This is a genomic window from Micromonospora sp. WMMA1949 (assembly GCF_027460145.1).
In the GTDB taxonomy this organism is placed as follows: domain Bacteria; phylum Actinomycetota; class Actinomycetes; order Mycobacteriales; family Micromonosporaceae; genus Micromonospora.
In genome coordinates, this window is sequence record NZ_JAPZBG010000001.1 from 3,218,433 (window position 1) to 3,243,295 (window position 24,863).

At 72.6% G+C, this 24,863-nt stretch carries 18 protein-coding genes; 9 read left to right on the plus strand and 9 right to left on the minus strand.

Annotated elements, in window-relative coordinates:
- Window positions 1-30: 30 nt before the first annotated feature.
- The 6 genes from O7607_RS15265 to O7607_RS15290 all read left to right on the plus strand — a co-directional run bounded on the left by O7607_RS15265 (window position 31) and on the right by O7607_RS15290 (window position 6,785).
- Window positions 31-801 carry a redox-sensing transcriptional repressor Rex gene (locus tag O7607_RS15265; RefSeq protein WP_269703894.1) on the plus strand — a complete coding sequence of 257 codons (771 nt, stop codon included), beginning with the start codon at window positions 31-33 and terminating at the stop codon, window positions 799-801.
- On the plus strand, window positions 798-2,171 hold the full coding sequence (locus O7607_RS15270) for a glutamyl-tRNA reductase (RefSeq protein WP_269703895.1): 1,374 nt from the start codon (window positions 798-800) through the stop codon (window positions 2,169-2,171). Before O7607_RS15265 ends, O7607_RS15270 begins: the two co-directional genes overlap by 4 nt.
- Window positions 2,168-3,154, plus strand: a complete 987-nt coding sequence (hemC, locus tag O7607_RS15275; RefSeq protein WP_269703896.1) for a hydroxymethylbilane synthase — start codon at window positions 2,168-2,170, stop codon at window positions 3,152-3,154. The genes O7607_RS15270 and hemC overlap by 4 nt, the downstream gene beginning before the upstream one ends.
- Window positions 3,151-4,731, plus strand: a complete 1,581-nt coding sequence (locus tag O7607_RS15280; RefSeq protein ID WP_269703897.1) for a uroporphyrinogen-III synthase — start codon at window positions 3,151-3,153, stop codon at window positions 4,729-4,731. Before hemC ends, O7607_RS15280 begins: the two co-directional genes overlap by 4 nt.
- A 13-nt stretch (window positions 4,732-4,744) precedes the next feature.
- Complete coding sequence (gene hemB, locus O7607_RS15285) at window positions 4,745-5,728, plus strand: porphobilinogen synthase (RefSeq protein WP_269703898.1); 984 nt, start codon at window positions 4,745-4,747, stop codon at window positions 5,726-5,728.
- Between the two features lie 451 nt (window positions 5,729-6,179).
- Window positions 6,180-6,785 carry a helix-turn-helix domain-containing protein gene (locus O7607_RS15290; RefSeq protein ID WP_269703899.1) on the plus strand — a complete coding sequence of 202 codons (606 nt, stop codon included), beginning with the start codon at window positions 6,180-6,182 and terminating at the stop codon, window positions 6,783-6,785.
- 32 nt (window positions 6,786-6,817) lie between these two features.
- On the opposite strand, the gene O7607_RS15295 is transcribed toward O7607_RS15290, so the two are convergent.
- The 3 genes from O7607_RS15295 to O7607_RS15305 form a co-directional block, all read right to left on the minus strand.
- On the minus strand, window positions 6,818-10,090 hold the full coding sequence (locus O7607_RS15295; RefSeq protein ID WP_269703900.1) for a lamin tail domain-containing protein: 3,273 nt from the start codon (window positions 10,088-10,090) through the stop codon (window positions 6,818-6,820).
- A gap of 91 nt (window positions 10,091-10,181) precedes the next feature.
- Window positions 10,182-11,198 (minus strand): GNAT family N-acetyltransferase, encoded by a 1,017-nt coding sequence (locus O7607_RS15300; RefSeq protein ID WP_269706989.1) that lies wholly within the window; start codon window positions 11,196-11,198, stop codon window positions 10,182-10,184.
- 67 nt (window positions 11,199-11,265) lie between these two features.
- Complete coding sequence (locus tag O7607_RS15305; RefSeq protein ID WP_269703901.1) at window positions 11,266-12,462, minus strand: lytic transglycosylase domain-containing protein; 1,197 nt, start codon at window positions 12,460-12,462, stop codon at window positions 11,266-11,268.
- Window positions 12,463-12,500: 38 nt separating this feature from the next.
- On the opposite strand from O7607_RS15305, the gene O7607_RS15310 reads away from it, so the two are divergent.
- Complete coding sequence (locus O7607_RS15310; protein WP_269703902.1) at window positions 12,501-12,716, plus strand: FmdB family zinc ribbon protein; 216 nt, start codon at window positions 12,501-12,503, stop codon at window positions 12,714-12,716.
- Window positions 12,717-12,870: 154 nt separating this feature from the next.
- Complete coding sequence (locus tag O7607_RS15315) at window positions 12,871-15,687, plus strand: ATP-binding protein (protein WP_269703903.1); 2,817 nt, start codon at window positions 12,871-12,873, stop codon at window positions 15,685-15,687.
- Window positions 15,688-15,804: 117 nt separating this feature from the next.
- Here the strand turns inward: O7607_RS15315 and O7607_RS15320 are convergent, their stop codons facing one another.
- Window positions 15,805-16,344, minus strand: a complete 540-nt coding sequence (locus O7607_RS15320; protein WP_269703904.1) for a phospholipase — start codon at window positions 16,342-16,344, stop codon at window positions 15,805-15,807.
- Between the two features lie 164 nt (window positions 16,345-16,508).
- Window positions 16,509-18,173, minus strand: a complete 1,665-nt coding sequence (locus tag O7607_RS15325; protein ID WP_269703905.1) for a glycoside hydrolase family 10 protein — start codon at window positions 18,171-18,173, stop codon at window positions 16,509-16,511.
- A 275-nt stretch (window positions 18,174-18,448) separates the two neighbouring features.
- Between O7607_RS15325 and O7607_RS15330 the strand changes: the two genes are divergently transcribed.
- Window positions 18,449-19,942 (plus strand): amino acid permease, encoded by a 1,494-nt coding sequence (locus O7607_RS15330; RefSeq protein ID WP_269703906.1) that lies wholly within the window; start codon window positions 18,449-18,451, stop codon window positions 19,940-19,942.
- Between the two features lie 96 nt (window positions 19,943-20,038).
- Here the strand turns inward: O7607_RS15330 and O7607_RS15335 are convergent, their stop codons facing one another.
- The 4 genes from O7607_RS15335 to arfA are packed head-to-tail and all read right to left on the minus strand — an operon-like array spanning window position 20,039 to window position 24,723.
- Window positions 20,039-20,863: a carbohydrate ABC transporter permease gene (locus O7607_RS15335; protein WP_269703907.1), complete on the minus strand. Its 825-nt coding sequence runs from the start codon at window positions 20,861-20,863 to the stop codon at window positions 20,039-20,041.
- Between the two features lie 10 nt (window positions 20,864-20,873).
- Window positions 20,874-21,836, minus strand: coding sequence for a carbohydrate ABC transporter permease (locus tag O7607_RS15340; RefSeq protein ID WP_269703908.1), 963 nt, complete (start codon window positions 21,834-21,836; stop codon window positions 20,874-20,876).
- Between the two features lie 6 nt (window positions 21,837-21,842).
- Window positions 21,843-23,174, minus strand: a complete 1,332-nt coding sequence (locus O7607_RS15345) for an ABC transporter substrate-binding protein (protein WP_269703909.1) — start codon at window positions 23,172-23,174, stop codon at window positions 21,843-21,845.
- 37 nt (window positions 23,175-23,211) lie between these two features.
- Entirely contained in the window at window positions 23,212-24,723 is a 1,512-nt protein-coding gene (arfA, locus tag O7607_RS15350) for an arabinosylfuranosidase ArfA (protein WP_269703910.1), read from the minus strand.
- Window positions 24,724-24,863: the final 140 nt, after the last annotated feature.

A 24,863-nucleotide genomic window follows, 5' to 3' on the forward strand; every position in this document is an offset into this window, starting at 1 on the left:
CTGGTCGAGGATCGCACCGCACGGAGTCTCATGAGCCAGCACCGTCAACCAGGCGCGCCCGGTCGCACCGGTGCCGTACCGGCACTACCGGACCTGCCCGAGGCGACCGTGTCCCGGCTCCCGGAATACCTGCGTGCGCTGCACGCGCTCGTCGACGCCGGGCACGAGACGGTGTCCAGCGAGGGCCTGGCGAACGCCGCCGGCGTCAACTCCGCGAAGCTCCGCAAGGACCTCTCCCACCTCGGCTCGTACGGCACCCGGGGCGTCGGCTACGACGTCGCGCTGCTTGTCGACCAGATCTCCTCGGTGCTCGGGCTCACCCAGTGCCGGGCCGTCGCGCTCGTCGGCGTGGGTAATCTCGGTCACGCCCTGGCCGGCTACGACGGCTTCGCCAACCGCGGATTCCGCATCGCCGCGCTGCTCGACGCCGACCGGTCCCGCGTCGGCGAGGAGATCAACGGACTGGTCGTCCAGCACGTCGACGACCTGCCCCGGATCGTCGCCGAGGAGTCGATCTCAATCGGCGTCATCGCCACCCCCGCCCCGGCCGCCCAGGCGGTCGCCGACCAGTTGGTCGCCGTCGGCGTGACGAGCATCCTCAACTTCGCACCCTGCGTACTCTCGGTTCCGGACGGGGTCGACGTGCGCAAGGTCGACCTCGCCATCGAGCTGCAGATCCTGTCCTTCCACGAGCACCGCAAGGCATCGCTGACCGCGCTCCCCGCCACCGGCGGGTCCGCCCTCACCGCCCTGCCCGGCGGACTCGCGGCAACCGACACCCAGGAGGCGATCGGCACGTGAAACTGCTCGTCGTCGGCGCGTCCTACCGCACCGCCCCGGTCGCCACCCTGGAACAGCTGGCCGTCCCGCCCGCCGACCTCACCCGCACGCTCGACCGCCTGATCGCCCAGCCGTACGTCGCCGAGGCCGTCCTGGTCTCCACCTGCAACCGGGTGGAGGTCTACGCCGCCGTCTCCGGCTTCCACGGCGGACTCGGCGACATCTGCGCGATCCTGGCCGACCAGGCCGGCTGCCAGCCGGCTGCGCTCGCCCCGCACCTCTACGTGCACTACGACGCCGCCGCGGTGGACCACGTCTTCCGGGTCGCCGCCGGGCTCGACTCGATGGTGGTGGGCGAGGCGCAGATCCTCGGCCAGCTCCGCGACGCGTACCACTCCGCCGGTGGCGCCGACTCCGCCGGCCGGCTGCTGCACGAGCTGATGCAGCAGGCGCTGCGGGTCGGCAAGCGCGCGCACGCCGAGACCAACATCGACCGGGCCGGGCAGAGCGTCGTCACCGCCGCGCTCGACCTCGCCGCCGATCTGCTCGACGGCGACCTGGCCGGCCGGCCCGCCATGGTGGTCGGCGCGGGCGCGATGGGCTCGCTGGGCGTCGCCACGCTGTCCCGGCTGGGCGCCGGCCCGCTCACCGTGACCAACCGGGGCGCCGCCCGTGCCGTCCGGCTCGCCGAGTCGTACGGCGCGTCCGCCGTACCGATGGCCGAGCTGATCACCGCGCTCGCCGCCGTCGACGTCGTGGTCGCCGCCACCGCCGCCACCGAGCCGGTGCTCACCCGCGACGTGGTCACCCGGGCGCTGGCCCGCCGAGACGCCGACCGCGGCCCGCTGGTCCTGCTCGACCTGGCCGTCCCGCGTGACGTCGAGCCCGGCGTCGCCGAGCTGCCCGGCGTCGAGGTGATCGACATCGACCGGATGGCCGCCGTCCTCGCCGACGGACCGGCCGCGGCCGACGCCGCCGAGGTGGCCCGGATCGTGGCCGGCGAGGTCGAGGCGTTCCTGAGCTGGCTGCGCGGCGCCGACGTCGCGCCGACGGTGGCCGCCCTGCGCGGCCGGGCCGAGGACGTCGTCACCGCCGAGCTGCGGCGGCTCGGCCAGCGCCGCCCCGACCTCAGCGACGACCAGCGCGCCGAGGTCGCCCGCACGGTGCACCGGGTCGTGCAGCGGCTGCTGCACCAGCCGACCGTACGGGTCCGCCAGCTCGCCGCCGAGCCCGGCGGTGACCAGTACGCGGCGCTGCTGCGCGAACTGTTCGACCTGGACGTTCCGCAGACGTCCCCGGTCGACACCGTTCCCGACGTGGTCGCCACCGACCTCGACGGCCGGCCGTCGTTCGACGCCGCCGACGTCCCGCCCACCGGAGGTGCGCGATGACCGCCCCCCTTCGCCTCGGTACCCGGGGCAGCGCCCTGGCGATGGCCCAGTCCGGCCACGTCGCCGAGGCCCTCACCGCGGCCACCGGCCGCCCGGTCGAGCTGGTCGAGGTGGTGACCGCCGGCGACAAGTCCACCGCCCCGGTGCAGCGGCTCGGCGTCGGCGTGTTCGTGTCCGCGCTGCGCGACGCGCTGACCGCGGGCGAGATCGACTTCGCCGTCCACTCGTACAAGGACCTGCCCACCGCGGCGGCTCCCGGCCTGCACGTCGCGGCCGTGCCGCCCCGGCAGGACCCGCGCGACGCGCTGGTGGCCACGAACGGCCGTACGCTCGCCGAGCTGCCACCCGGCGCCCGCGTCGGCACCGGCGCGCTGCGCCGGATCGCCCAGCTGCACGCGCTGGGCATGCAGTTGGAGGTCGCCCCGATCCGGGGCAACATCGACACCCGGGTGGCCCGGGTGCTCGGCCCGGACGCCGACCTCGACGCCGTCGTGCTGGCTCGCGCCGGGCTCAACCGGATCGGCCGCGCCGACGTCATCACCGAGACGCTCGACCCGATGCTCATGCTGCCCGCGCCCGCTCAGGGTGCGCTGGCCGTCGAGTGCCGGGCCGACGACCAGGACGTGCTCGAGCTGCTCGCGCTGCTCGACCACGAACCGTCCCGTGCCGCGATCACCGCGGAGCGGGCGCTGCTGGCCACCCTGGAAGCAGGGTGCAGCGCACCCGTGGCCGCGTACGCCGTCCTCGCCGAAGGCGAGCCCACCGACGAGGGCGACGTCAATCAGGAGATCTACCTGCGCGGTGCGGTGATCAGCCCGGACGGTACCCGTGACCTCCGGCTGTCCCGCACCGGAACGCCCGCCGACGCGGCGGAGATCGGCAAGGCACTCGCCGCCGAACTCCTCGAACTCGGCGCCGACTCGATCCTCGGCCAGGACGCACAGGCCGGCCCGGGGACCCAGCAACTTGGGAGCACAGAATGACCCGCACCCGTAAGCCCGTAGGCCAGATCGCCTTCGTCGGGGCCGGACCCGGCGACCCGGGCCTGCTGACCCGCCGGGCGCTGGACGCCCTGGTCGACGCCGACCAGGTGGTCTACGACCGGGGCGTACCCGAGTCGCTCCTGGCGCACGTCCGCGCCCAGGCCCGGCCGGACGCCGAGTTCAGCCCCGCCGAGGGTGTACCGGGGGACGTGGCGAAGGTGCTGATCTCCGCGGCCCGGGCCGGGCAGAACGCCGTGCACCTCGTCTCCGGTGACCCGTTCGGCCACGACTCGGTGGTCAAGGAGGTGCAGGCGGTCGCGCGTACCGCCGCGCACTTCGAGGTGGTGCCGGGCGTCGGCCAGGCCGAGGGCGTGGCCACCTACGCGGGTGTCCCGCTGCCGGGCGTGCGGACCGCCGCCGACGTCGAGGACGTCACCGCGCTGGACTTCGAGGCGCTCGCCACCGCCGTCGGGCGGGGTTCGCTGGCGCTCGCCGTGGACGCCGGTGACCTGGCCGCCGTCCGGGACGGCCTGCTGGCCGCCGGGGTCGACGGCACCACCCCGGTCGGGGTGACCGGCGACGGCACCGGCGAGACGCAGTACACCACCACGTCGAGCGTGGACTCCTTCGTCGCGGCGGCGCTCGGCTTCACCGGCCGGGTGGTGCTCACCGTCGGCTCGGCCGTCACCGACCGCGACAAGCTGAGCTGGTGGGAGAACCGTCCGCTGTACGGCTGGAAGGTGCTGGTGCCCCGCACCAAGGAGCAGGCCGGCGTGATGAGTGCGCGGCTGCGCGCGTACGGGGCGATCCCGTGCGAGGTGCCGACCATCGCGGTCGAGCCACCGCGTACCCCGGCGCAGATGGAGCGGGCGGTGAAGGGCCTGGTCGACGGCCGGTACGCCTGGGTGATCTTCACCTCGGTGAACGCGGTCCGCGCGGTGTGGGAGAAGTTCGCCGAGCACGGTCTGGACGCCCGCCACTTCGGCGGCGTGAAGATCGCCTGCATCGGTGACGCCACCGCCGAGGCCGTCCGCGCCTTCGGCATCCAGCCCGAGCTGATCCCCTCCGGGGAGCAGTCCTCCGAGGGCCTGCTGGCCGAGTTCTCGCCGCACGACGAGATCCTCGACCCGGTCGGCCGGGTGCTGCTGCCGCGCGCCGACATCGCCACCGAGACGCTTGCCGCCGGGCTCACCGAGCGCGGCTGGGAGGTCGACGACGTGACCGCGTACCGGACCGTCCGGGCGGCGCCGCCGCCCGCCGAGATCCGCGACGCGATCAAGTCGGGCGGGTTCGACGCGGTGCTGTTCACCTCGTCGTCCACGGTGCGGAACCTCGTCGGTATCGCCGGGAAGCCGCACGCGCGCACAGTTGTTGCAGTGATCGGGCCCAAGACGGCGGAGACCGCCACCGAGTTCGGCCTGCGTGTCGACGTGCAGCCGCCGCACGCCTCGGTGCCCGACCTGGTGGAGGCGCTCGCCGCCTACGCCGTCGAGCTGCGGGAGAAGCTCGCCGCCATGCCGGCGAAGCAGCGCCGGGGCTCCAAGGTGCAGGGCCCGACCGCCCTGCGGTTCCGCTGACAGGAGGCCCGTCATGTCGTACCCCGAGGTCCGGCCCCGCCGGCTGCGCCGCAACGCGGCCGTGCGGCGGCTGGTCTCCGAGACCCGCGTCGACCCGGCCGAGCTGGTCGTGCCGATGTTCGTCAAGGAGGGGCTGACCGAGCCGCGGGCCATCGCGTCGCTCCCGGGGGTGCTACAGCACTCCCGGGACTCGCTGCGCAAGGCCGCCGCGGAGGCGGTGCAGGCCGGGGTCGGCGGGATCATGCTGTTCGGGGTGCCGGCGACGCGGGACGAAACCGGTTCCGGTGGCATCGACCCGGCCGGCGTGCTCAACACGGCGATCCGGGACGTGATCGCCGAGGTCGGCGACTCGACTGTGGTGATGAGCGACCTGTGCCTGGACGAGTTCACCTCGCACGGGCACTGCGGCCTGCTCACCCCGGACGGCGGGGTCGACAACGACGCAACGCTCGCCGCGTACGCCGAGATGGCAGTGGCCCAGGCCGCCGCCGGGGTCCATGTGGTCGGGCCGTCCGGGATGATGGACGGCCAGGTCGGCGTCGTCCGCAAGGCGCTGGACGCCGCCGGGCACCAGGACGTCTCGGTGCTCGCGTACGCGGTGAAGTACGCCTCCGCCTTCTTCGGCCCGTTCCGCGACGCCGTCGAGTCGGCGCTGGAGGGGGACCGGCGCGCCTACCAGCAGGACCCGGCGAACCTGCGCGAGTCACTGCGCGAGGTCGAGCTGGACGTGGCCGAGGGCGCCGACATGGTGATGGTCAAGCCGGCGCTGCCCTACCTCGACGTGGTGTCGGCGGTCCGGGCCGCGGTGAACGTCCCGGTCGCGGCCTACCAGGTCTCCGGCGAGTACGCGATGGTCGAGGCGGCCGCCGCGAACGGCTGGATCGACCGGGAACGGGTGATGCTGGAGACGCTCACCTCGATCCGCCGCGCCGGCGCCCAGATCATCCTCACCTACTGGGCCGTCGAGGCCGCCCGGTTGCTGCGCGAGCGCTACTGACCGGCGGTCGGCGCTCGGCGTCGCGTCGCTCCCTCGCGCCGTCGGCACGCTCACCGAGGATGCGCCCCTTGCGTGTGGTCGTCGTGCGTTGTCCACAGCCCAAGGCGGTCACTCAGCGTGTCTTCCTGGGCGGCAGGGCACCCCATCTCTCCCCGACTTTGCTCTGCAGCCACGGACGCACCTGTCACGAATCGTGAGCGCTGCCTCGGTGGCTGCAGAGCAAAGTCTGCCGAGGGCGTTCTCCTTGCGGCGACGATCTCGGGAGTTCTGGCCGGTTAAGTCCTGTTCGGGGTGGATGGGGATCGCGCGGTTTGATGCGCTGCTTGACGCTGAGTGACGATCACCCTCTGTGCCTGTGGTGCCGTGCCGGGTGGACGCCGTATCTCGGGGTTTCCACAAGGGCGGGGAGCGGGGTTGCCGGGCCGGTGCGGGCGGCGGGACCGTGGGCGGCGTGACAGACATCGCCGACACCGAGCCGAAGGCGGCCGCCGCCGCGAGCGCCGGCACCGCCGCGGCGGACGGCGGCCCGGTGGCGGACGGCGGCCCGGCGCTGCTCACCGAGCCGTTCGACGTCCCGTTCCCGGCGCCGGGGATCGTCCGGGCGGTGCGTCGCCGGGCCGACGCCAGCCAACGAGAGCTGGCCCGGTTCGCCCGGGTGCATCCGAGCACCGTCGGGCGGATCGAGGCGGGGACGCTGACGCCGAGCCTGGCCATGCTGTCGCGCATCGTGGGTACGGCCGGCTTCCGGCTCGTCGTCGTCGACGAGGCCGGGCGGGTGCTCAAGCCGATGCGTGACCGGGCCGACCTGCGGGACGGCGCGGAGCGGCGGTACCCGTCCCACCTCGACATCGTCACCGACCCGGAGCCGGGGGAGTGGTGGGCCGACCGGTACGGGCTGGCCCGCCCACCGGAGACCTTCTACCGCGATCGGGAGGTCCGGGACTGGCTGCGCCGCCGTAGCCAGTGGGAGGTGCGGGTGGCCAAGTACCGGGGCGTACCGCCTCCGCCCGACCCGCAGCGGTGCGGATACCGCGGCGGCCCGCCGATCCGCCCATGAGCGAATCGACGGGCCGCCGCGCGGAACGCCGCTCAGTCGTCGTTCAGAATCGTCCCGACGCCGGACGGGTCGGCAAGGCGCAGGCCCGGCACCCCTGCCACGTACAGCGTGAGCTTCTCGTCCGCCTCGCGCTTGCGGTCACCGCGCACGGTGACCGGGAACGTCAGCGAGGTCTGGCCCGCAGCGAGCACCCGGCAGCCCACGTACGGGTCATAGTCCGACCCGGCCTGGGCGGTCGTGCCGTAGGTGGTCGCGCAGATCAGGGCCGGCTCGGAGAGCGGGCGCGACACGGTGACGGTGAACGTCATCGCGCGGGTGCCCTTGTCGCCCTCGGCGACCGAGGTGTCCGCGACGCGCAGCGAGGCGCGCGACCGGAACCGGGCCACCTGCGGGTCGTGGTCGCTGGCACCCCGGTCACCCAGCTCCGGCGCGTCGGTGGGGTAGTCGGCGTTGATGTGCGCCGTCCGTACCTGCACCAGGTCGTCGTGCATCGGGGCGTTCACGAACAGGTTGTCCAGCGTCTGCGCCTGGCCGCTGAAGGTGTACGAGTACGCCGATGCCGGAGCGTCCTTCACCAGGTCGTCCCAGAGGTTGTGCAGCCCGGCCTCGTACAGCGGGGCGAGCTGGTCCGACGGGGTCGGGTTCTGGGCGGTGGCGATCGGGTCGTCCGGGCGGGGGAAGACGTTCAGGTCGCCGCCGTACACCACCCGGGCGTTCGGGTCGCTCGCCTCGATCGCCGCGACGATCGCCGCCCCGTACGCGGCCTGCTCCCGGCGCTGCCCGACCCGGCTGTCCGGGCCGGACGAGAAGTGGTTGGCGACCGCCCAGAGCGTGAAGCGCTCGTTCGATCCGGGCGCGGCCTTGACGGTGAACCGGGCCAGCTGCGCCGCACGGGTGTAGACGTTGCTGCCGTCCACCCCGGTCGACCGGTCCACGTCGTCCGGCAGCACCGCGTTGAACGCCTTGGGGTTCTGCACGTCGGCGTTGGCCGGCAGCGCCGCCGAGCGGTACCGGACCGTCGGCGCGGAGCCCAGCAGCGGGTCCGCGGCGGTCGCCTCGGCCAGCGTCAGCCGGTCGGTGCGGTAGAGGAACGCCGAGGCGATGCCCCGGGCGTCCGCGCCGGTCCGGTCGTACGCGGCGGCGTAAGCCGGACCGCCGTGCGCGGCGATGGTCAGCGCCAGCTCCTGCACGGTGTCCGGCGCGCCGTCGGCGTTGTTGGTGTCGCCGCAGGCCAGAGCGCCGTCGACCACCGAGCAGATGTCCTGGTCCTCGGCCTCCTGCACCAGGATCAGATCCGGGCTGTGCAGCGACTGGACGATCTGCCGGGCCTGCACGGCCAGCCTGGCGGCGTACGCCTCCGGGCTCGCCGGCACGTAGTCGAACGGCGGGCTGACCCCGGGGCACCCCGTGTTGCCGGCGAAGTCGCAGCCGTCGAACGGGTCGTCCCGGTAGTCGTACAGGTTCTCCACGTTGTAGGTGGCGATCGCGACCTCGCCGCCGCGGTCGGCCGGCTGCGGCGGGTGGTTCGCGGCCGGGTCGGCGCCACCGGTCAGCGTGAGCTGCTCCGGCTGCACGCTGTACTTGCTGAACGCGTACGAGACGGAGCCGTAGGCGTCCTCGGTGAGCGTGTCGAACGTGCGCGCCTCGGGCAGCAGCGCCCGGGAGTCACCGGCTGTCGCCTTCACACCGCCGGCGCCCAGCAGGACGCGCTGGTTGTTGCCGTTGTCGAACAGCGCGCCGGGGATGTCGTCGAGCGGGTGCGCGTCCCGGAACACCCGCCGGGCGTACGGGTCGGACCGCTTCATGATCGGGTCCTCGCGGTCCAGCACGTAGATCTCGGAGTCGGCGGTGGACGAGTAGATGTGCCGGGGCGCGGAAACGCCGCTGCCGGCGCGTACCCGCATCCGCTCGCCCTCGTGCCGCTCCCAGAACAGGTCGGCGGCGGCCGCCTCGGCCGGCGGGACCGCGTCGTCGACCCGGACCGCGGTGTCCACGTCGAGGCCGGAGTCCAGCTTGCGGACCAGCGAGGCGCCGGAGAGCTGGGTCTGGTTGAAGTACTCGGAGACCCGGCCGCGCAGCACGACCTCGTCGCCGACGGTCGGGGCGTACCCGCCGATCAGCGTGGTGAACGAGCCCATGAAGACGAACAGGCCGTCGGAGGTCAGCGGGTCGCCGTCCTCGGTGCCGAGCCGGCTCTGCAGGTAGAAGCCCCACTGGTCGGCCCCGGCCGAGCTGCGGGTCAGCGACATGCCGGTGATGACGCCGCGTACGTCGTACAGCGTGGAACTGGTGCCGTTGCCGCTGGCCGGCGCGAGCGGCGACCGGTCGGTGCGGCCGTCCTCGTCGTCGCCGGTGCGGCCCTGCACCTCGCCGATCGACAGCACGCTCGTGGCCTGCACGGTGAGCGTGCAGGTGGCGCTGTCGCCGTCGGCGTCGGTGGACGTCACGGTGACCGCGTAGCTGCCGGCCGGCAGGCCGGTGGCGGTCAGCGTCGCGGTGGCCGTACCGCCGTCCGCGGTCGCCGGGGTGAACGCGGTACGGCTGATCGAGCCGCTCGCCGGCACCGGCACGACCGAGGTGACCGCCAGGTCGGTGATCGTGTCGTCGGCGTCGGTCGCGGTCACCTCGCGGGTCGCGGTGGCGCCCGCCGACAGCGTCAGCGCGCCGCCGCAGGCCAGGGCGGGCGGCTGGTCGACCGGCCCGCCTCCGCCGACGGTGTGGCTGCCCAGCCCGTCGAACGTGTCGGTGGCGAAGCCGGCCCACTGTGCGGCCGGGTCGAACGGGTCCGCCGGGTCGGTGTCGCCGGCGGTCACCGAGGGCAGGCGGCGCAGCGTGTTGTCCGCCGTGCTGGTGAGCCCGCTGCCCCACTCGCTGCCCGGGTCGACACCGACCTGGCCGAGGGAGTCGACCACCGTGTCACCCTTGCGCAGCACGATCGCGTCGTCGCCGTTGAACAGCGAACCGGAGTACGTCTGGTCGGCCTGGGCGAGGATCGCGGGGGCGGCCGCCGCGGCGGCGAAGACGAACACGTCCCCGGCGGCGACGCTCCCGGTCAGAGCCACGTTCGTCGAGGTGGTGGCGCCGTTGAAGAAGAGCTGGAGCTGGTAGCCGCCGGCAGCCAGGTCGATCGGGGCGCCGGTGCCGTTGTACAGCTCGACGGCCTTGTTGTTGGACGACCCCTCGACGTACTCCGAGATGAAGAGGTCGGTGGGCGCGGCGCTGGCCGCGGTGGGTGCGACAGCGATCGCCGTGAGGGTGACGGCGGCGGTGGTCGCGAGCGCGGCGAGGGTGCGGCGCGGGCGCATGGGGCCTCCACGATGGGTGGACAGGAACTAACGAACGTTAAGGCTCTCGTGGGTCCACCGTCCAGCCCATCGATGGCCGGGCGGTGAACGGTCAGCGGTGACTGTCCAGCCGGTGCACCAGCTCGGCGACGTCCACACCGTATTCGCACCAGTCGCGGTCGGGGCGGTAGCCCAGCTCGGCGTTGACCTTCAGCATCGACTCGTTGTCCTGCGCGTTCCAGGTCTGCACCTCGGCCACCTCGGGCTCGGCCGAGCGCAGCTCCAGCAGCATCCGCGCCTTGATGGCCCGGTCGATGCCGTAGCCGCGGTGGTCGTGGACGACGATCGTGTCGTACTGGTCGGCCCGGGTCGGGTGCTGCGCCGGCACCACCACCTCGGTCAACCCGGCGACCTCGCCGGTCTGCTCGTGCAGCGCCAGCACGATGTACGGCTTCATGCCGCGCCGGTGCAGCGTCGCGAGGCTGTCGCGCAGGCGGTCCGGGTCGTAGGAGCTGGGCCGCAGCTCCACGTCGTCCACATCGCGCACCTCGGCCTTGGCCCGCGCGTACGCCTCGATCAGCTCGTCCGGCGGGCCGCCCGGCCAGAACTCCACGCGGTAGCCCGCACCGACCCCGGCGGCCATCTCGGAGAGCGCCGGCCAGTCCACCGAGCGCAGGTCGAGCACGCTGCGGGTCTCCACGTAGTCGCGGGTGAAGCCCAGCGACTCGTAGAACCCGACGGCCGGGGTGTCGCCGACCACCTCCACGCCGATCGACTGGAAGCCCTCGTCCCAGACCCGGCGGGCGGCCACCCGCACCAGCTCACGGCCGATCCCGCTGCGCCGGACCGCCGGGTGCACCAGCACCTCGAGCACGCCGATTCCCCCGAGCAGCAGCACGTGCACATGCCCGAGGATCGCTCCGGGCGTGCCGTCCGGGTCGGCGTCGTCCTGCGCTACCCACGAGATTCGCCGCTCGCCGGGCATCACCTCGGACAGATACTCCCGCATGGAGCTCTCCCGCCATGGCGGGTCCTGCGGCAGATCGGCCGCCAGGACCGCGTTCAGCGTGTCCAGCAGGGACGCGATCTCGGCGGACGACGCGGTCCTGGGATCCCACTCGCGCACCATCACCCGTCTAGCTTGCCGTCAACAGCAGCCGGGGGGAAGGGTTGAGTCCGCGAATGTACGCGAGCCGTCACCTCACGTTGCGGCTGATCCTGCCGTACTCGTCGGCCTTGTCGAAGACGGCCTGGGCGTACCGACGCACATCGTTGTAGGAGAGGATGGCCCCCCACCAGTCACCCGGGATGGTCATGTTCCGGCCGCCCTTGCACAGGTAGAGCCCGGCGGCCAGCGCCGCGTCGTCGATGTCGTGCGGGTTCTTCACGCCGTCGCCGTCGGCGTCCGCGCCGATCTCCTGCCAGGTGGTCGGGATGAACTGCATCGGGCCGAGCGCCCGGTCGTGGACGCGGTCGCCGTCGAGCGCGCCCTGGTCGGTGTCGAGGATCCGGGATCGGCCGCCCTGCCCGTCGAGCGGCTCCCCCTTGATCTCCGGCAGCGCCCGGCCGTCGGCTTGCAGCGTGGCGCCGTTCGCCGCGCCGTGGCGCGACTCGACGTAACCGATCGCGGCCAGCGTGGTCCAGCTCAACTGGCAGGCGCGGTTGGTCTGGGCGAGCACCAGTTCGGCGTACGCGTACGCCTGGAGCGCCACCGCGGGGATGCCGGTCACCGCGCCGACCCGCTGCGCCCAGCCGGCGAGCGCGTCCGCCGGTCGCCCGGTGGGCAGCACCGGGGCGGTGGTCGCACCGGGCAGCGGCGTGCCGGTTGGTGCGGCGGTGCCGGGCAACCCGGTCAGCTCCGGCAGCGGAGGCGTGGCGGGCGCCTCGGCGGTCTGCGGCACGGTCGCCGACGGCGTGGCCTCGGCGACCGGTTCCGGCCGGCCGATCGCCGCCGGCACGACCACCGCGCCGGCCGTGGTGGCGGCGGCGACCAGCGCGAGCAGGAACAGCGCGGGCAGCGCGGTGCGCCCGCCGGGCCGCCGGGACCAGGCGCGGGTGGCCCGGGCCGCGCCGACGGCGACCTGCCTGGGGCGCGTCCGGACGGCGTGCGCGAACGGCATCCGCCGACGCCGCCCGCCGCCCTCGGCCGCCGCCTCGACCTTCGTCTCCGGGCCGGAGTCCGTCTGCTCGCGCCCGCCGTCCGCCCCGGGCTCGGCGTCGGTCTTCGCGCCTGGCTCGGTGTCCGGGTCGGCGGGCGGCTTCGGGGGGAGGGAATCGCGCTCGCGGCGGGGCTGCGGGATGGACCGGGCGCCGTCGTCGGGTGGCGCGGCGGGTCGCAGGGGCCGGGCCGTCGCTCGCCGTTCGCCGTCCACCACCCGTCGAGTATCACCCATCCGTGTGACGACGTCAGGCCCGGCCGTACGCTTGGGACATGCCCCGGTACGAGTTCCGTTGCCGCGCCTGCGGTGACACCTTCGAGGTCAACCGCCCGATGGCCGAGGCCGCACAGCCGGCCACCTGCCCGCAGGGCCACGCCGACACGGTGAAGCTGCTGTCCACGGTGGCGGTCACCGGCCGGGGCGGCGCCGCTCCGAGCGGTGGGATTCCCAGCGGTGGTGGTTGCTGCGGCGGCTCCTGCGGCTGCTGACTTTCCGCCTTCCGTCCCGCGAGTCGATAGGGTCTTGCCGCCGGTGTGATCTTTTGGCACCTTGGGGCGGAATCTGCCCAGCCGTTCTCACGATGCGTGATGGCACGACCATAGGGCAGCATGAACCCGACGTCACCGGGCGGAGGTTCGACGTATGTCGCAAGGACACCACCTCCCCAGCGGGTGGGTGACCTTCGTGTTCACCGACATCGAGGGCTCGACGCGGCTGGCCCGGATGCTCGGCCCGGTCTACCGCCCGGTCCTGCACGAGCACCGGCGGCTGCTGCGCGACACCCTGGCCGGCACCGACGGAGCCGAGCTGCTGACCGAGGGCGACTCGTTCTTCCTCGCGTTCCCCGATGCCGCCGCCGCGGTCCGCGCCTGCCTGACCGCGCAGCGCGCGCTCGCCGGGCACGAGTGGCCCAACCCGGACGCCACCCCCCGGGTACGGATGGGGCTGCACACCGGCTACGCCGAGCCCCGCGACGGCGAGTACGCCAGCCCGGAGGTGCACCGGGCCGCCCGGGTGGCCGCCGCCGCGCACGGTGGGCAGGTGCTCTGCTCGGCCGCCACCGCCCGGCACGCCGACCCGCTGCCGGACGGGGTGTCCCTGCTGGACCTCGGGCTGCACCGGCTGCGCGGATTCGACGACCGGGAGCGGCTGTTCCAGCTCGTCGCGCCCGGGCTGGAGCGGCGGTTCCCGCGTCCGCGTACCGCCGACGCGACAGCGCACAACCTGCCGACCCAGGTCACCACGTTCGTCGGCCGGCAGGCCGAGCGCGCCGAGCTGGGGCGGCTGGTCGAGGCGTACCGCCTGGTGACGGTGCTCGGCGCGGGCGGCGCCGGCAAGACCCGGCTGGCGGTGGAGCTGGCGTCCGGAATCGTCGAGGACTACCCGGACGGCGTCTGGTTCGTCGACATCGCCGCGGTGACCGATCCGGGGCTGGTGGCGTTCGAGATCGCCGCCGTGCTCGGCCTCCGCCCGGAGCCCGGCCGGCCGATGGTCGACACCCTCGTCGAGTACGCGGCGCCGCGCCGGATGCTCGTGCTGCTCGACACCTGCGACGCCCAGACCGCGGCGTCGGCCGAGGTGATCAGCCGGCTGCTCGCGGGTGGCCGGGGAGTGCGGGTGCTGGCGACCAGCCGGGAGTCGTTCGGCGTACCCGGCGAGGTGGTGTGGCGGATACCGCCGCTCTCGGTGGACGAGGGACCCGACGGCGGGGGGAGCGACGCGGTGGCGCTGCTCCTGGACCGTACCGCCGTGGCCCGGGGCGGACGGGCGCCGGAACCGGCCGAGCAGGCCGACCTGCACCGGGTGGTACGCCGCCTGGACGGGCTGCCGCTGGCCATCGAACTGGCCGCCGCCCGGCTGCGGGTGCTCTCCGCCGGGCAACTGGCCGAACGGCTGGACGACATGCTGGGCACGCTCGACGCCGGGCGGGAGACGGCGGAGCCGCCGCCGGTGGAGGCGGGCTGGAGCGGCAACCAGCAGGACACGGTGGACCTGGTGGCCGCCGCGACCGGTGCTGCCCCGCCCACTCCGGCGAGCCGCGCGGTGCAGCGTTCGGCGAGCGAGCGGCACCTGACGATCCAGGCCACTGTGACCTGGTCGTACCGGACGCTCGGTGCGCGCTCGGCCCGGCTGCTGCGCTGGATGGCGGTGTTCGCCGGCCCGGTGGACCTGCCCACCGTGCAGTGGCTGCTCGACGAGGACCCGCTCGACCCGCTCTCGGTGCTGGTGGACAAGTCGATGGTGCTGGCCGAGCCGCACGCCTCCGGCAGCACCTACCGGATGCTCGACCCGATCCGGGCGTACGCGGCACGCCGGCTGGTCGAGGCGGGTGAGGAGCAGAGCGCCCGGGACCGGCACGTCGCCTGGTGCCGGCACGCGCTGGACCGGGCGCACCTGGGACCGGACGGCCGCCCGGTGACGCTCTCCCTGTACGCGCTCGACCCGCTGGCGAACGAGTTGCGGGCCGCGTTGCGCTGGTGCGCCACCGGTGGCAGCGCCCGGTCGGGCCTGTCGCTCGCGGGCGACCTGGACCAGTGGTGGCGGGAGCGCGGGCTGGCCCGGGAGGGGCGGCTCTGGCTGTTCCGGCTCTACGGCCGGCTCGCCGAGACCGGCGAGGTGATGCCGGACGCGGAACTCGCCGCCGCGTACCACATGCACTCGCTGCACGCGGGCGCGGACGGCGAGTTCGGCGAGGAGCTGCGGTACTCGCAGCGGGCCGAGGCGGCCGCCCGCCAGTCCGGTGACCGAGGGCTGCTGGCGCGGGTGCTGGCCGGGCGCGCGGCGCCGCTCGTCGACATGGGACAGTTCGCCGAGGCGGAGCGGGTCTGCCGCGAGGTGATCGACTGGGCGCTCGCCCAGGACGTGGTGGGGGACGCGCTGCTGGCCGTCTACAACCTCGCCGAGCTGCTCTGGCGCCGGGGCGCGCTGGACGAGGCGGCCGACCTGCTCGCCGCGGCCCGCCCGGTGGAGGCGTCCCGGCCGGCCGAGCGGGGCGGCCGGTCGGTGGACATGCTGCTCGGGATGGTGGCCCTGGCCCGGGGTGATCTGGTCGCCGCGCACGAGCACCTGCTGGTGGCGCTGCGGTCCCGGATGAGCCACGGCTATCTGGGCCGGGCCTGCGACACGATCAACGCGATAGCGGTGCGGTGCGCGCTGGCGGGGGACGCGCTCTCCGCGGCCCGGTTGTTCGGGGCGGCGCAGGCCACCCGGGCGAACCTGCGGGCCACGCCGGGGATATACGGCCCGTACTGGTCGGCCCGGCAGACGGAGCTGCGCCGGGTGCTCGGCGACGAGGCGTTCGACGCCGCCTACGGCGCCGGGGCGGGACTGCGGCTGGACGAGGTGGCGGCACTGGCGCTGCACGTCGAGCATCCGGACCTGGCTGCCGACTCGCCCCGGTTCGGCGCGCGGACGCCGGGTTCCTGGCCGGCGTTCGAGCCGCGCAGCACGGCGGGCTGAGCGGGCCGTCCGCGCGCCGACGTGCGGACGCGGCGGATCGACCGGCCGGGCACGGCGCATCGACCGGTCGGGCGCGGCGGGGAGCCCGCCGGGCGGCGGACTCCCCGGTGCGGTGCGTCAGGCGAGGGCGGCGCGGCGCTGCGCGTCGGCCTTCATCCGGGCGGCGCGGTCGAGGTCGGCCTGCGACACCGCGGCGACCGAGCCGAAGACGCTCACCGCCTGGTAGTACGTCCAGGCGAGGCTGTAGCAGGCGGGCCGGACAACCGCGTTGTACGTGGCGCAGACCCGCTTCAGGTCGGCGTAGAAGGCGTTGTCCAGGCGGGACTTGCTGGACGAGAAGACGCCCATCGCCTTGTGGTTGCGGTAGCCGAAGTCGTGCCGGTAGCAGGAGAGCTTGAAGTTGAACCCGATCGGGTTGTCCGGGCTGGACGAGCAGTAGTCGGTGGACCAGTCGAAGCCGTACTCGGCCCAGGGCGCCCGGTTCTGCCGGGCGCTGTTCCAGGCGTTGTAGCTGGACGCGCTGGTCTGCGTCCAACTGGTCAGGACGGACAGCTTCTGCTGGGTGCTCACCGCGGCGGCGGCCGGTGTGGCCAGGCCGAGCAGTGTGAGCAGGGCGAGTGTTCCGGCGGCGAGGGTGGTGGCGAGGCGACGGGACACGGGAACCTCCGCGGGGTGGTGGCCGGGATCTCCGGATGTCGACAAGTGTCGATCAAGCGGGTGAGCTGGGGCGATGCCCCGGGAGGCGGCTCGCTGACATCCGCCCAAACAGACGAATGCCCCCGGGCCGGCGAGGCGGCCCGGGGGCATCCGGCGGAATCAGATCAGCGGACGAAGCGCGGCGGGCTCGCCGGGCTCTCGTTCGCCAGCCGGTCCAGCGCTGTCACGTAGTACGTGTACCGGGCGCCGTCGGCCGCCGTCGTGTCCACCCAGGACTGGACGGCGCCGTCGGTGGCCCGCACGGTGCCGACCAGGTGGGAGGCGTCCGCGAAGTCGCAGCGCCCGGCCAGGCCGTGCCCGTCGAACCGGTAGATCGCGTACGACGCGGCGGTGCCGAGCGGGCCCTTGCCGTCGGCCGGCTGCCGCCAGCTGAGGCGTACGCCGTCCGCCTCCCGCTGGGCCTTGGTGACCACCGGGAACAGCAGCGGCTTGCGCGGCAGGTGCGTCATCGTGGGCACCAGCGCCGGGCGGGAGTAGTGCTCGGCCGCGTAGATGTCGGTGGCGCCGAGCCGGTTGGCCCGCACCTGCACCGCGGAGAAGTGCACGTTGCCGAGCACCTCCGGGTACGACCGGTTGAGCGTCAGGTGGTTCGACAGCTCCTGCGGGTTCATCCAGAACGACCCGTACGCCGGGTCACCGCTCTTGTAGTCGGCCTGGCCGATGTAGAGCTGCACCCGCGTACCGCGCACCTGCTCGGCCCACCACGGCACCAGCCGGGCGTAGTCGGCGGCCGGGTACTGGCCGATGTACCAGTAGAGCTGCGGCACGATGTAGTCGATCCACTCCTCCTTGACCCACTTGCGGGAGTCGGCGGAGATGATGTCGTACGACTGCGAGCCGGTGGTGTCCGAGCCGTTCGGGTCGGCCGACGCGTTGCGCCAGATGCCGAACGGGCTGACGCCGAACTTCACGTACGGCTTCACGGCCTTGATCTTGGCGTTCATCTCCTGGATCAGCAGGTTGATGTTGTCCCGCCGCCAGTCGGCCTTGTCGGTGAAGCCCCTGTTGTACGCCGCGAACGTGGCGTCGTCGGGCACCTGGTAGGTGCCGCTCGGGTACGGGTAGAAGTAGTCGTCGAAGTGCACGCCGTCGATGTCGTACCGCTTGACCGCGTCCATCATCGCGGTCTGGACGAACTCGCGGACCTCGGGGATGCCGGGGTTGTAGTAGAGCCGGCTGCCGGCGACGCCGGCGGGCGGGTAGGCGAAGACCCAGTCGGGGTGCTGGCGGGCCGGGCTGTCCGGGGCCAGTTGCGACAGGTCGGCGCCGGCGCCGCCGGGGGCGGGCATCGAGACGCGGTACGGGTTGAACCAGGCGTGGAACTCCAGGTTGCGCTTGTGCGACTCGTCGACCAGGAAGGCCAGCGGGTCCCAGCCCGGGTTCTTGCCGCGTACGCCGGTCAGGTACTCCGACCACGGCTCGTACGGCGAGGGCCAGAACGCGTCGGCGGTCGGGCGGACCTGGACCACGACGGCGTTGTGGTTGAGCTTCTGGGCCAGGTCGAGCCAGGCCAGGTATTCGGCCTTCTGCTTGGCCACCTGGTCCGGCGCGGTCCAGGAGTCCTTGCTGGGCCAGTCGATGTTCGTCACCGAGGCGATCCACATGGCCCGGAACTGGCGCTTGGGGGTGGCCGGGTCGGTGACGCAGTCGGTGGAGGGGGAAATGGTCGTGCCGGTGTCGCCGGGAGCGGCCTGCGCGGGCGTGCCGGCGACCAGCGTGCCGAGCAGCGCCGCGGCCAGCGCGGCGGCTCCGAGCCGAGTTGCCTTCATGCGGTGCGGTCCCTTCGTCGGGTCCGGGGGGACGGTCGGCGGCGAGGGCTCCACGGCAAGATTCGCCGCGCTGCCCAGACCTCCGGTAGAAAACTTTCATCAATCCGTGCCCGGCGCAAGACCCCGGCCGGTGATCGATGTCCCGCGCCGTCCGACTCGGCCGGATCGTGACGATTCCGAGACCTGCGGTGCGGGATTGGAGCGGAAAACGGCTGGGTAGCTAGCCCGGTCACAGACCGCCACCGTGGCGGCCACACGGCGGGGGAGGTGATCAGATGTCGGTCCTGCGTACCAAGCCGATCCAGGACGTGCTCGCCCAGGGCGACGCCGACGGCGAGGACGGCAAGCCGGGGCTGCGGCGCCGGCTCGGCGCGGTCGACCTGATGGGCTTCGGCATCGGCATCGTGATCGGCACCGGCATCTTCACGCTCACCGGTGTCGAGGCGCGCAACAGCGCCGGGCCGGGCGTGGTGATCTCGTTCGGCATCGCCGGCCTGGTCGCCCTGCTCGCCGCGCTCTGCTACGCCGAACTCGCCAGCAGCGTGCCGACCGCCGGCAGCGCCTACACCTACGCGTACGCGACGATGGGCGAGATCGTCGCCTGGATCATCGGCTGGGACCTGCTGCTGGAGTTCGCGCTCGGCGCGGCCGTGGTGGCCCGGGGCTGGTCCGGCTACCTCGCCGACCTGTTCGGCCTGCCCAGCGCGTGGTTCGCCGAGGAGGGCAGCGTCGTCAACCTCGGCGCCATCGGCATCGTGCTGGTGCTCGGCGTGGTCGCCATCGTCGGCATCCGCGAGTCGGCCCGGGTCACCAACCTGCTCGTACTGGTCAAGGTGGCGATCTGTGCCTTCGTCATCATCGCCGGGCTGTTCTTCGTCAAGGCGGCCAACCTCACCCCGTTCATCCCGGCCGCCGAGCCGGCCGGGGCCGGGGACGACGGCATCAAACAACCGGTCACCCAGGCCATCTTCGGGCTGGAACCCTCCGTCTTCGGCTTCGTCGGGGTGCTCACCGCCGCCGCCGTCGTGTTCTTCGCGTACACCGGGTTCGAGGCCGTGGCGAACCTGGGTGAGGAGACCCGCAAGCCCAAGCGGGACCTGCCGCTGGGTCTGCTCGGCACGCTGCTCATCTCCACTGTGCTCTACATCGGCGTCTCGCTCGTCGTGGTCGGCATGGTCAAGTACACCGAGATCGACGAGGGCGCGCCGATCGCGTCCGCGTTCCGGGCGGTCGGCGCGGGCTGGGCCGCGGTGCTCGTCTCCATCGCCGCCGTCGCCGGTCTCACCAGCGTGATCCTGGTGGACCTGGTGGCCATGGGCCGGATCGGCTTCGCCATCGCCCGCGACGGGCTCATTCCGCCCGCCATCGCGAAGGTGCATCCGCGCTGGGGCACGCCGTACCGGATCGCCGGGATCATGACGATCGCGGTGGCGCTGCTCGCCGGCTTCCTGCCGCTGTCGGCGCTGGCCGACCTGGTCAGCATCGGCGCGCTCTGCGCGTTCACGCTGGTCGCGATCGCGGTGCCGATCCTGCGTAAGCGCCGCCCCGACCTGGAACGGCCGTTCAAGGTGCCGTTCTCGCCCGTGCTGCCGATCCTCACCGCGCTGGCGTGCCTCTACCTGAGCCTGAACCTGTCGGTGGAGACGTGGCTGCGGTTCCTCGCCTGGATGCTGCTCGGCGCGGTCATCTACTTCGGGTACGGCCACCGCAAGAACCGGCTCGCCCGTCGCGAGCACTCGGACACCCCCGAGCCCGCCCCCACCCCCTGAGGCGGGCGCCCCGAAGGAAGGGCCCCTTCTCAACGCCTGGCGTCAAGAAGGGGCCCTTCTACTACCGGAGGCGTTAACAGGGGGCCCTTCCTTACGTCATCCCTTCAGGCCGCTGCGGGAGACGCCCTGGATGACGTGCCGCTGGGCGAGCACGAACAGGATCAGCACCGGTACGCTCGCCAGCACCGCGCCCGCCATGATGACCGGATAGTCGGTCACGTACGCGCCCTGGAGCAGGCCCAGGCCCGCCGGCAGGGTCAGCCGTTCCGGGCTGAACAGCACGTACACCGGCCAGAGGAAGTCGTTCCAGTTGGTCAGGAACGACAGCACCGCCAGCGTCGCCAGGGCCGGCTTCGACAGCGGCAGCAGCACCCGGCGGAAGATCTGCCAGTGGTTCGCGCCGTCCAGCACCGCCGCCTCCTCCAGCTCGGCCGGGATGGAGAGGAAGAACTGGCGCAGGAAGAACACCCCGAACGCACTGGCCGCACCGGGCACGATCACCACTGTCAGCGTGTCGATCCAGTTCAGCCGCTCGGCGATGATGAAGTTCGGGATGATCAGCGAGGTGGGCGGCAGGAACAGCGTGCCCACGATCAGCGCGAACAGCACCTTCCGGCCGCGGAACCGCATCCGGGCCAGCGCGTACGCGGCCATCGACGCGGTCACCAGCACCAGCAGCGTGTGCAGGGTGGCCGCGAGCATGCTGTTGACGAACCAGCGCAGCACCGGGTTCGCCGTGTTGTCGATGATCTGCTCGTAGCCGTAGGTGGAGAACGGGTTCGGCAGCCAGCCGGGCGGCACCTGCTGCGCGTCGTCGTACGTCTTCACCGACGTCAGCAGCATCCAGACCAGCGGGGTCACGAAGATCGCGGTGATCAGCAGCAGGACGCCGTACCGCGCCACCGCACGCATGTTCCTCATGTCGTACCCCTCAGTCTTCCCGGTAGCGGAACAGCCGGAAGTTGACGACGCTCACCACCGCGAGCATCAGCGCGAAGAACACGCTCATCGCGGCGGCCCGCCCGGCGTCGTAGTCCCGCAACCCCTCGTCGACGATCCGCCAGACCACGGTCCGGGTCTGCTCGCCCGGCGCGCCCTGGGTGATCAGGAACGCCTGCCCGAACACGTTCGCCGAGGCGAGGATCGTGGTGGTGAAGACGAACAGCATCACCGGGCGCAGGCCGGGGATCGTGACGTGGCGGAACCGGTCCCAGGCGCCCGCGCCGTCCACCTTGGCCGCCTCGTACAGCTCGGCCGGGATGTCCTGGAGACCGGCCAGGTAGATCACCGCGTTGAAACCGCAGGTCCACCACACGGTCACGCCGACCAGCGACACCCACGCCCACGGCACGTCGGTCACCCACGGCGTGTCCGAGGGGAGCCCGACCACGCCGAGCAGCCGGTTGACCAGGCCCAGATTGGCGTCCAGCAGGAACCGCCAGAGCAGGCCGATCACCGCCACGCCCAGCACGTACGGCGCGAAGAACGCGGCCCGGAAGAACGTCCGGCCGGGGAACGAGCGGTTGAGCAGCAGCGCCAGCCCGAGCGGGACGACCACGAGCAGCGGTACGGAGAACAGCGTGAAGATGCCGGTGGCCCGGACGCTCGACCACCAGTCCCCGTAGATCGCCGATTCGCTGGAGAACAGGTCCCGGTAGTTGCCGAGCCCGACGAACGGCCGGTTGGGCAGTTGCAGATCCCACTGGTGCAGGCTGATCCAGAGCCCGAACAGGATCGGCGCCAGGCCGAAGACGCCGAACAGGATCAGGTACGGCGCGAGGAAGAGGTACGGCGTCGTCCGGCTGCCGCGTTCCGTCACGCCCCGGCGGCGGGTGGGCGCCGCCGGGGGCGGCGCGCTGTCACGCGCCGCCCCGGCCTCGATCACGTCCGCCACGGCGGATCAGTTTCCGTACTTCTTGCGGTTGTCCTCGAGCTGCTTGTTCGCCTTGGCCACGCCGTCGTCGAGCGCCTGCTTCGGCGACTTCTTGCCCAGCGCCGCCTCGTTGAAGGCGCTGTAGAAGGTCAGCATGGCCTCGTTGAGGCCCGGCACGGACGGCGGGAACGCCGCGTACTCCAGCTCGGGGGCGAGCGCGTTGACCTCGGTGAGCGCGGTGAACTCGCTGCTCTCGCGGACCGCCTTGCGGGCCGGCACCTGGCCGCCCTTGGCCCAGTCCAGCGAGTGCTGGCTCAGCCAGTTGATGAAGACCTTCGCCCCGGCCGTCTTGTTCGCGTTCGCGGAGCGCTGCTTGACGATGGTGAAGTTGTGCGAGTTCGCCCAGGCGGCCTTCTGGCTGCCGATCTGCGGCAGCGGCGCGACGCCCCACTGCACGTTCGGGCTCTTCTTCAGGTCGTTGATCTGCCAGATGCCGTTCCAGGTGAACGCGTTCTTGCCGCTCTTGAACGCCAGGTAGTCGGCGTCCTGGCCGACGTTCGCCGGGGAGTGGCCCTGTTTGGTCATGTCCACCAGCCAGGTGCACGCCTCGACCGCCGGGTCGGAGTTGAACGTCGCCTTCGCCACCTCGGCGTCGAAGAGCGTCCCGCCCCACTGGTGCAGCAGGCTGTAGAACGTCATGCCGCCGGTGAACTGGAACGGGCTGACCCAGAAGCCCTGCACGCCGGACTTCTTCAGCTCGGTCAGCGCCGCGGTGTACTCGTCCCGGGTGGTCGGCGGCTTCTCCGGATCGAGGCCGGCCTTCTGCATGACCGCCTTGTTGTAGTAGAAGCCCAGCGGGTGCATGTCCAGCGGGATGCCGTACCGCTTGTCGTTGTAGAGGCCGCCCTTCCAGACCGTCGGGGCGAAGTCGCCCTCGCTCAGCTCCAGGGCCTTGGCCACGTCGTCCAGTTCGGTGATCGTGCCGCGGGCGGCGAACGTGGCGAGCTGGTCCATGTGCATGACCGCGATGTCCGGGCCGTTGCCGCTGGAGACCGCGCCCGGCAGCTTGCTGTAGTAGTCCTCCCACTGGTACGTGATCACGCTGACCGCGATGTTCTGGTGCTCGCCGTTGAACTGCTGGACGAGCGTCTTGAAGATGTCGCCGTCGCCGCCGGTGAAGCCGTTCCACAGCTTCAGGTCCACCTTCGGGCCGGTGTAGTCCTTGCCGCCGTTGCCGGACGCGCCGGAGCTGTCGGAGCTGCTGCCGCCGCCGCAGCCGCTCAGCGTCAGCGTGGCCGCCGCGCCGAGACCGAGGCCGAGCCCGAGCAGGTGCCGCCGGCTCATCTCGTTCTGGATCATGGGTACTCCTTGGGGGACGGGATGGAGTATTGCCTGGTCACAGCGCCGGCACGAAGCGCAGCAGGTTCCAGGAGGTGGCCGGCAGCAGCACGGAGACCCGGCCGCCGTCGACGGTGGGCGTGGTGAGGTCCCGGGGCATGACCCGCTCCGGGTCCGCTTCGGTGTTCGTGGCGTCCGGGTCGGTCCCGGCCGCCACCGTGGTGTGCGCCTCGGCCCGCAGGCCGGGCAGGCCGCGCAGGTCCAGGTCGAGCGGGAGGTCCTGCGAGCTGCGGTTCACCGCGAACACGGCCAGAGCGCCGGTCTCCTCGTCGTGCACGGCGACGGTGTCCAGCGCCGGCACGTCGCCGTACCGGCGGGTCTCGTAGGTCGGGCCGGTGGGCTCGGTCCGCAGCACGGTGCCGCGGGCGTACCGGGCGGTCAGGGCGAACGGGTGGAAGATGCTCTGCCGCCAGGCCGGGCCGCCGTTGCGGGTACGGATCGGGGCGATCACGTTGGCGAGCTGCGCCTGGCAGGCCACACCGATGCGGTCGGCGTGCCGGAGCAGGGTGATCAGCAGGTCGCCCACCACCACCGCGTCGACGGCCGTGTAGTCGTCCTCGATCAGCGCCGGCGCCTCGACCCAGCCGCGCCGGTCCAGGTCGGACTGGAGGCGGGACTGGTACCAGACGTTCCACTCGTCGAAGGAGATCTTCAGCTTGCGCTTCTGCCGCAGCTTGGCGCCCACGTAGTCGGCGGTGGCGACGACCTCGGTGATGAAGGCGTCCATGTCGACGGCGGAGGCGAGCAGGCTGGCCCGGTCGCCGTCGGTGGGGTCGTAGTAGGTGTGGGCGGAGATGTAGTCGACGTGTTCGTAGGTGTGCTCCAGCACCGTCGCCTCCCACGCGGCGAACGTGGGCATGCCCCGGCCGGAGCTGCCGCAGGCGACCAGGCTGATCGAGGGGTCGATCATCTTCATCGCGCGGGCGGTCTCGGCGGCGAGGCGGCCGTACTCGTCGGCGTTCTTGTGCCCGACCTGCCACGGCCCGTCCATCTCGTTGCCGAGGCACCACAGCCGCACCCCGTACGGCTGCTCGGCGCCGTGCTTGCGGCGCAGGTCGGACAGTTGGGTGCCGCCCGGGTGGTTGGTGTACTCCAACAGGTCGAGCGCCTCGGTCACGCCGCGGGTGCCCAGGTTGACCGCCATCATCGGCTCGACCCCGGCCTCGGCCGCCCAGGTCATGAACTCGTCGAGGCCGAACTCGTTGGTCTCGATGGTCTTCCAGGCCAGGTCGAGCCGGCGCGGGCGGTCGCCGGCCGGGCCGACGCCGTCCTCCCAGCGGTAGCTGGAGACGAAGTTGCCGCCCGGGTACCGGACCACCGACACGCCCAGCTCGCGGGTCAGGTCCAGCACGTCGCGTCGCAGACCCCGCCGGTCGGCGCTCGGATGCCCCGGTTCGTACACCCCGCCGTAGACGCAACGCCCCATGTGCTCGACGAAGGAACCGAAGATCCGGCGGTCCGCCGGCGCGACCCGGAACGCCGGATCGATCGTGAGCTGCGCGTTCGGCACGATGCCAACCTCTTTCTCGCTGCTGTTGCGGGTGACCGCGGTCACCCCGCTGTCACTGGTTTCTACAACGTTGTAAGCGCTCGTGTAAAGAGGTCGTTACGTCGTCGTGACGCGGTACAGTGCGGCCAGCGTTCACCGGA

Coding starts and splice junctions, on each gene's coding strand:
- O7607_RS15330 (WP_269703906.1), top strand. CDS start 18,449: ATGTCGGTCCTGCGTACCAAGCCGATCCAGGACGTGCTCGCCCAGGGC.
- O7607_RS15335 (WP_269703907.1), bottom strand. CDS start 20,863: ATGAGGAACATGCGTGCGGTGGCGCGGTACGGCGTCCTGCTGCTGATC.
- O7607_RS15315 (WP_269703903.1), top strand. CDS start 12,871: ATGTCGCAAGGACACCACCTCCCCAGCGGGTGGGTGACCTTCGTGTTC.
- hemB (WP_269703898.1), top strand. CDS start 4,745: ATGTCGTACCCCGAGGTCCGGCCCCGCCGGCTGCGCCGCAACGCGGCC.
- O7607_RS15280 (WP_269703897.1), top strand. CDS start 3,151: ATGACCCGCACCCGTAAGCCCGTAGGCCAGATCGCCTTCGTCGGGGCC.
- O7607_RS15310 (WP_269703902.1), top strand. CDS start 12,501: ATGCCCCGGTACGAGTTCCGTTGCCGCGCCTGCGGTGACACCTTCGAG.
- O7607_RS15295 (WP_269703900.1), bottom strand. CDS start 10,090: ATGCGCCCGCGCCGCACCCTCGCCGCGCTCGCGACCACCGCCGCCGTC.
- O7607_RS15300 (WP_269706989.1), bottom strand. CDS start 11,198: ATGGTGCGCGAGTGGGATCCCAGGACCGCGTCGTCCGCCGAGATCGCG.
- O7607_RS15345 (WP_269703909.1), bottom strand. CDS start 23,174: ATGATCCAGAACGAGATGAGCCGGCGGCACCTGCTCGGGCTCGGCCTC.
- O7607_RS15325 (WP_269703905.1), bottom strand. CDS start 18,173: ATGAAGGCAACTCGGCTCGGAGCCGCCGCGCTGGCCGCGGCGCTGCTC.
- O7607_RS15305 (WP_269703901.1), bottom strand. CDS start 12,462: ATGGGTGATACTCGACGGGTGGTGGACGGCGAACGGCGAGCGACGGCC.
- hemC (WP_269703896.1), top strand. CDS start 2,168: ATGACCGCCCCCCTTCGCCTCGGTACCCGGGGCAGCGCCCTGGCGATG.
- O7607_RS15265 (WP_269703894.1), top strand. CDS start 31: ATGAGCCAGCACCGTCAACCAGGCGCGCCCGGTCGCACCGGTGCCGTA.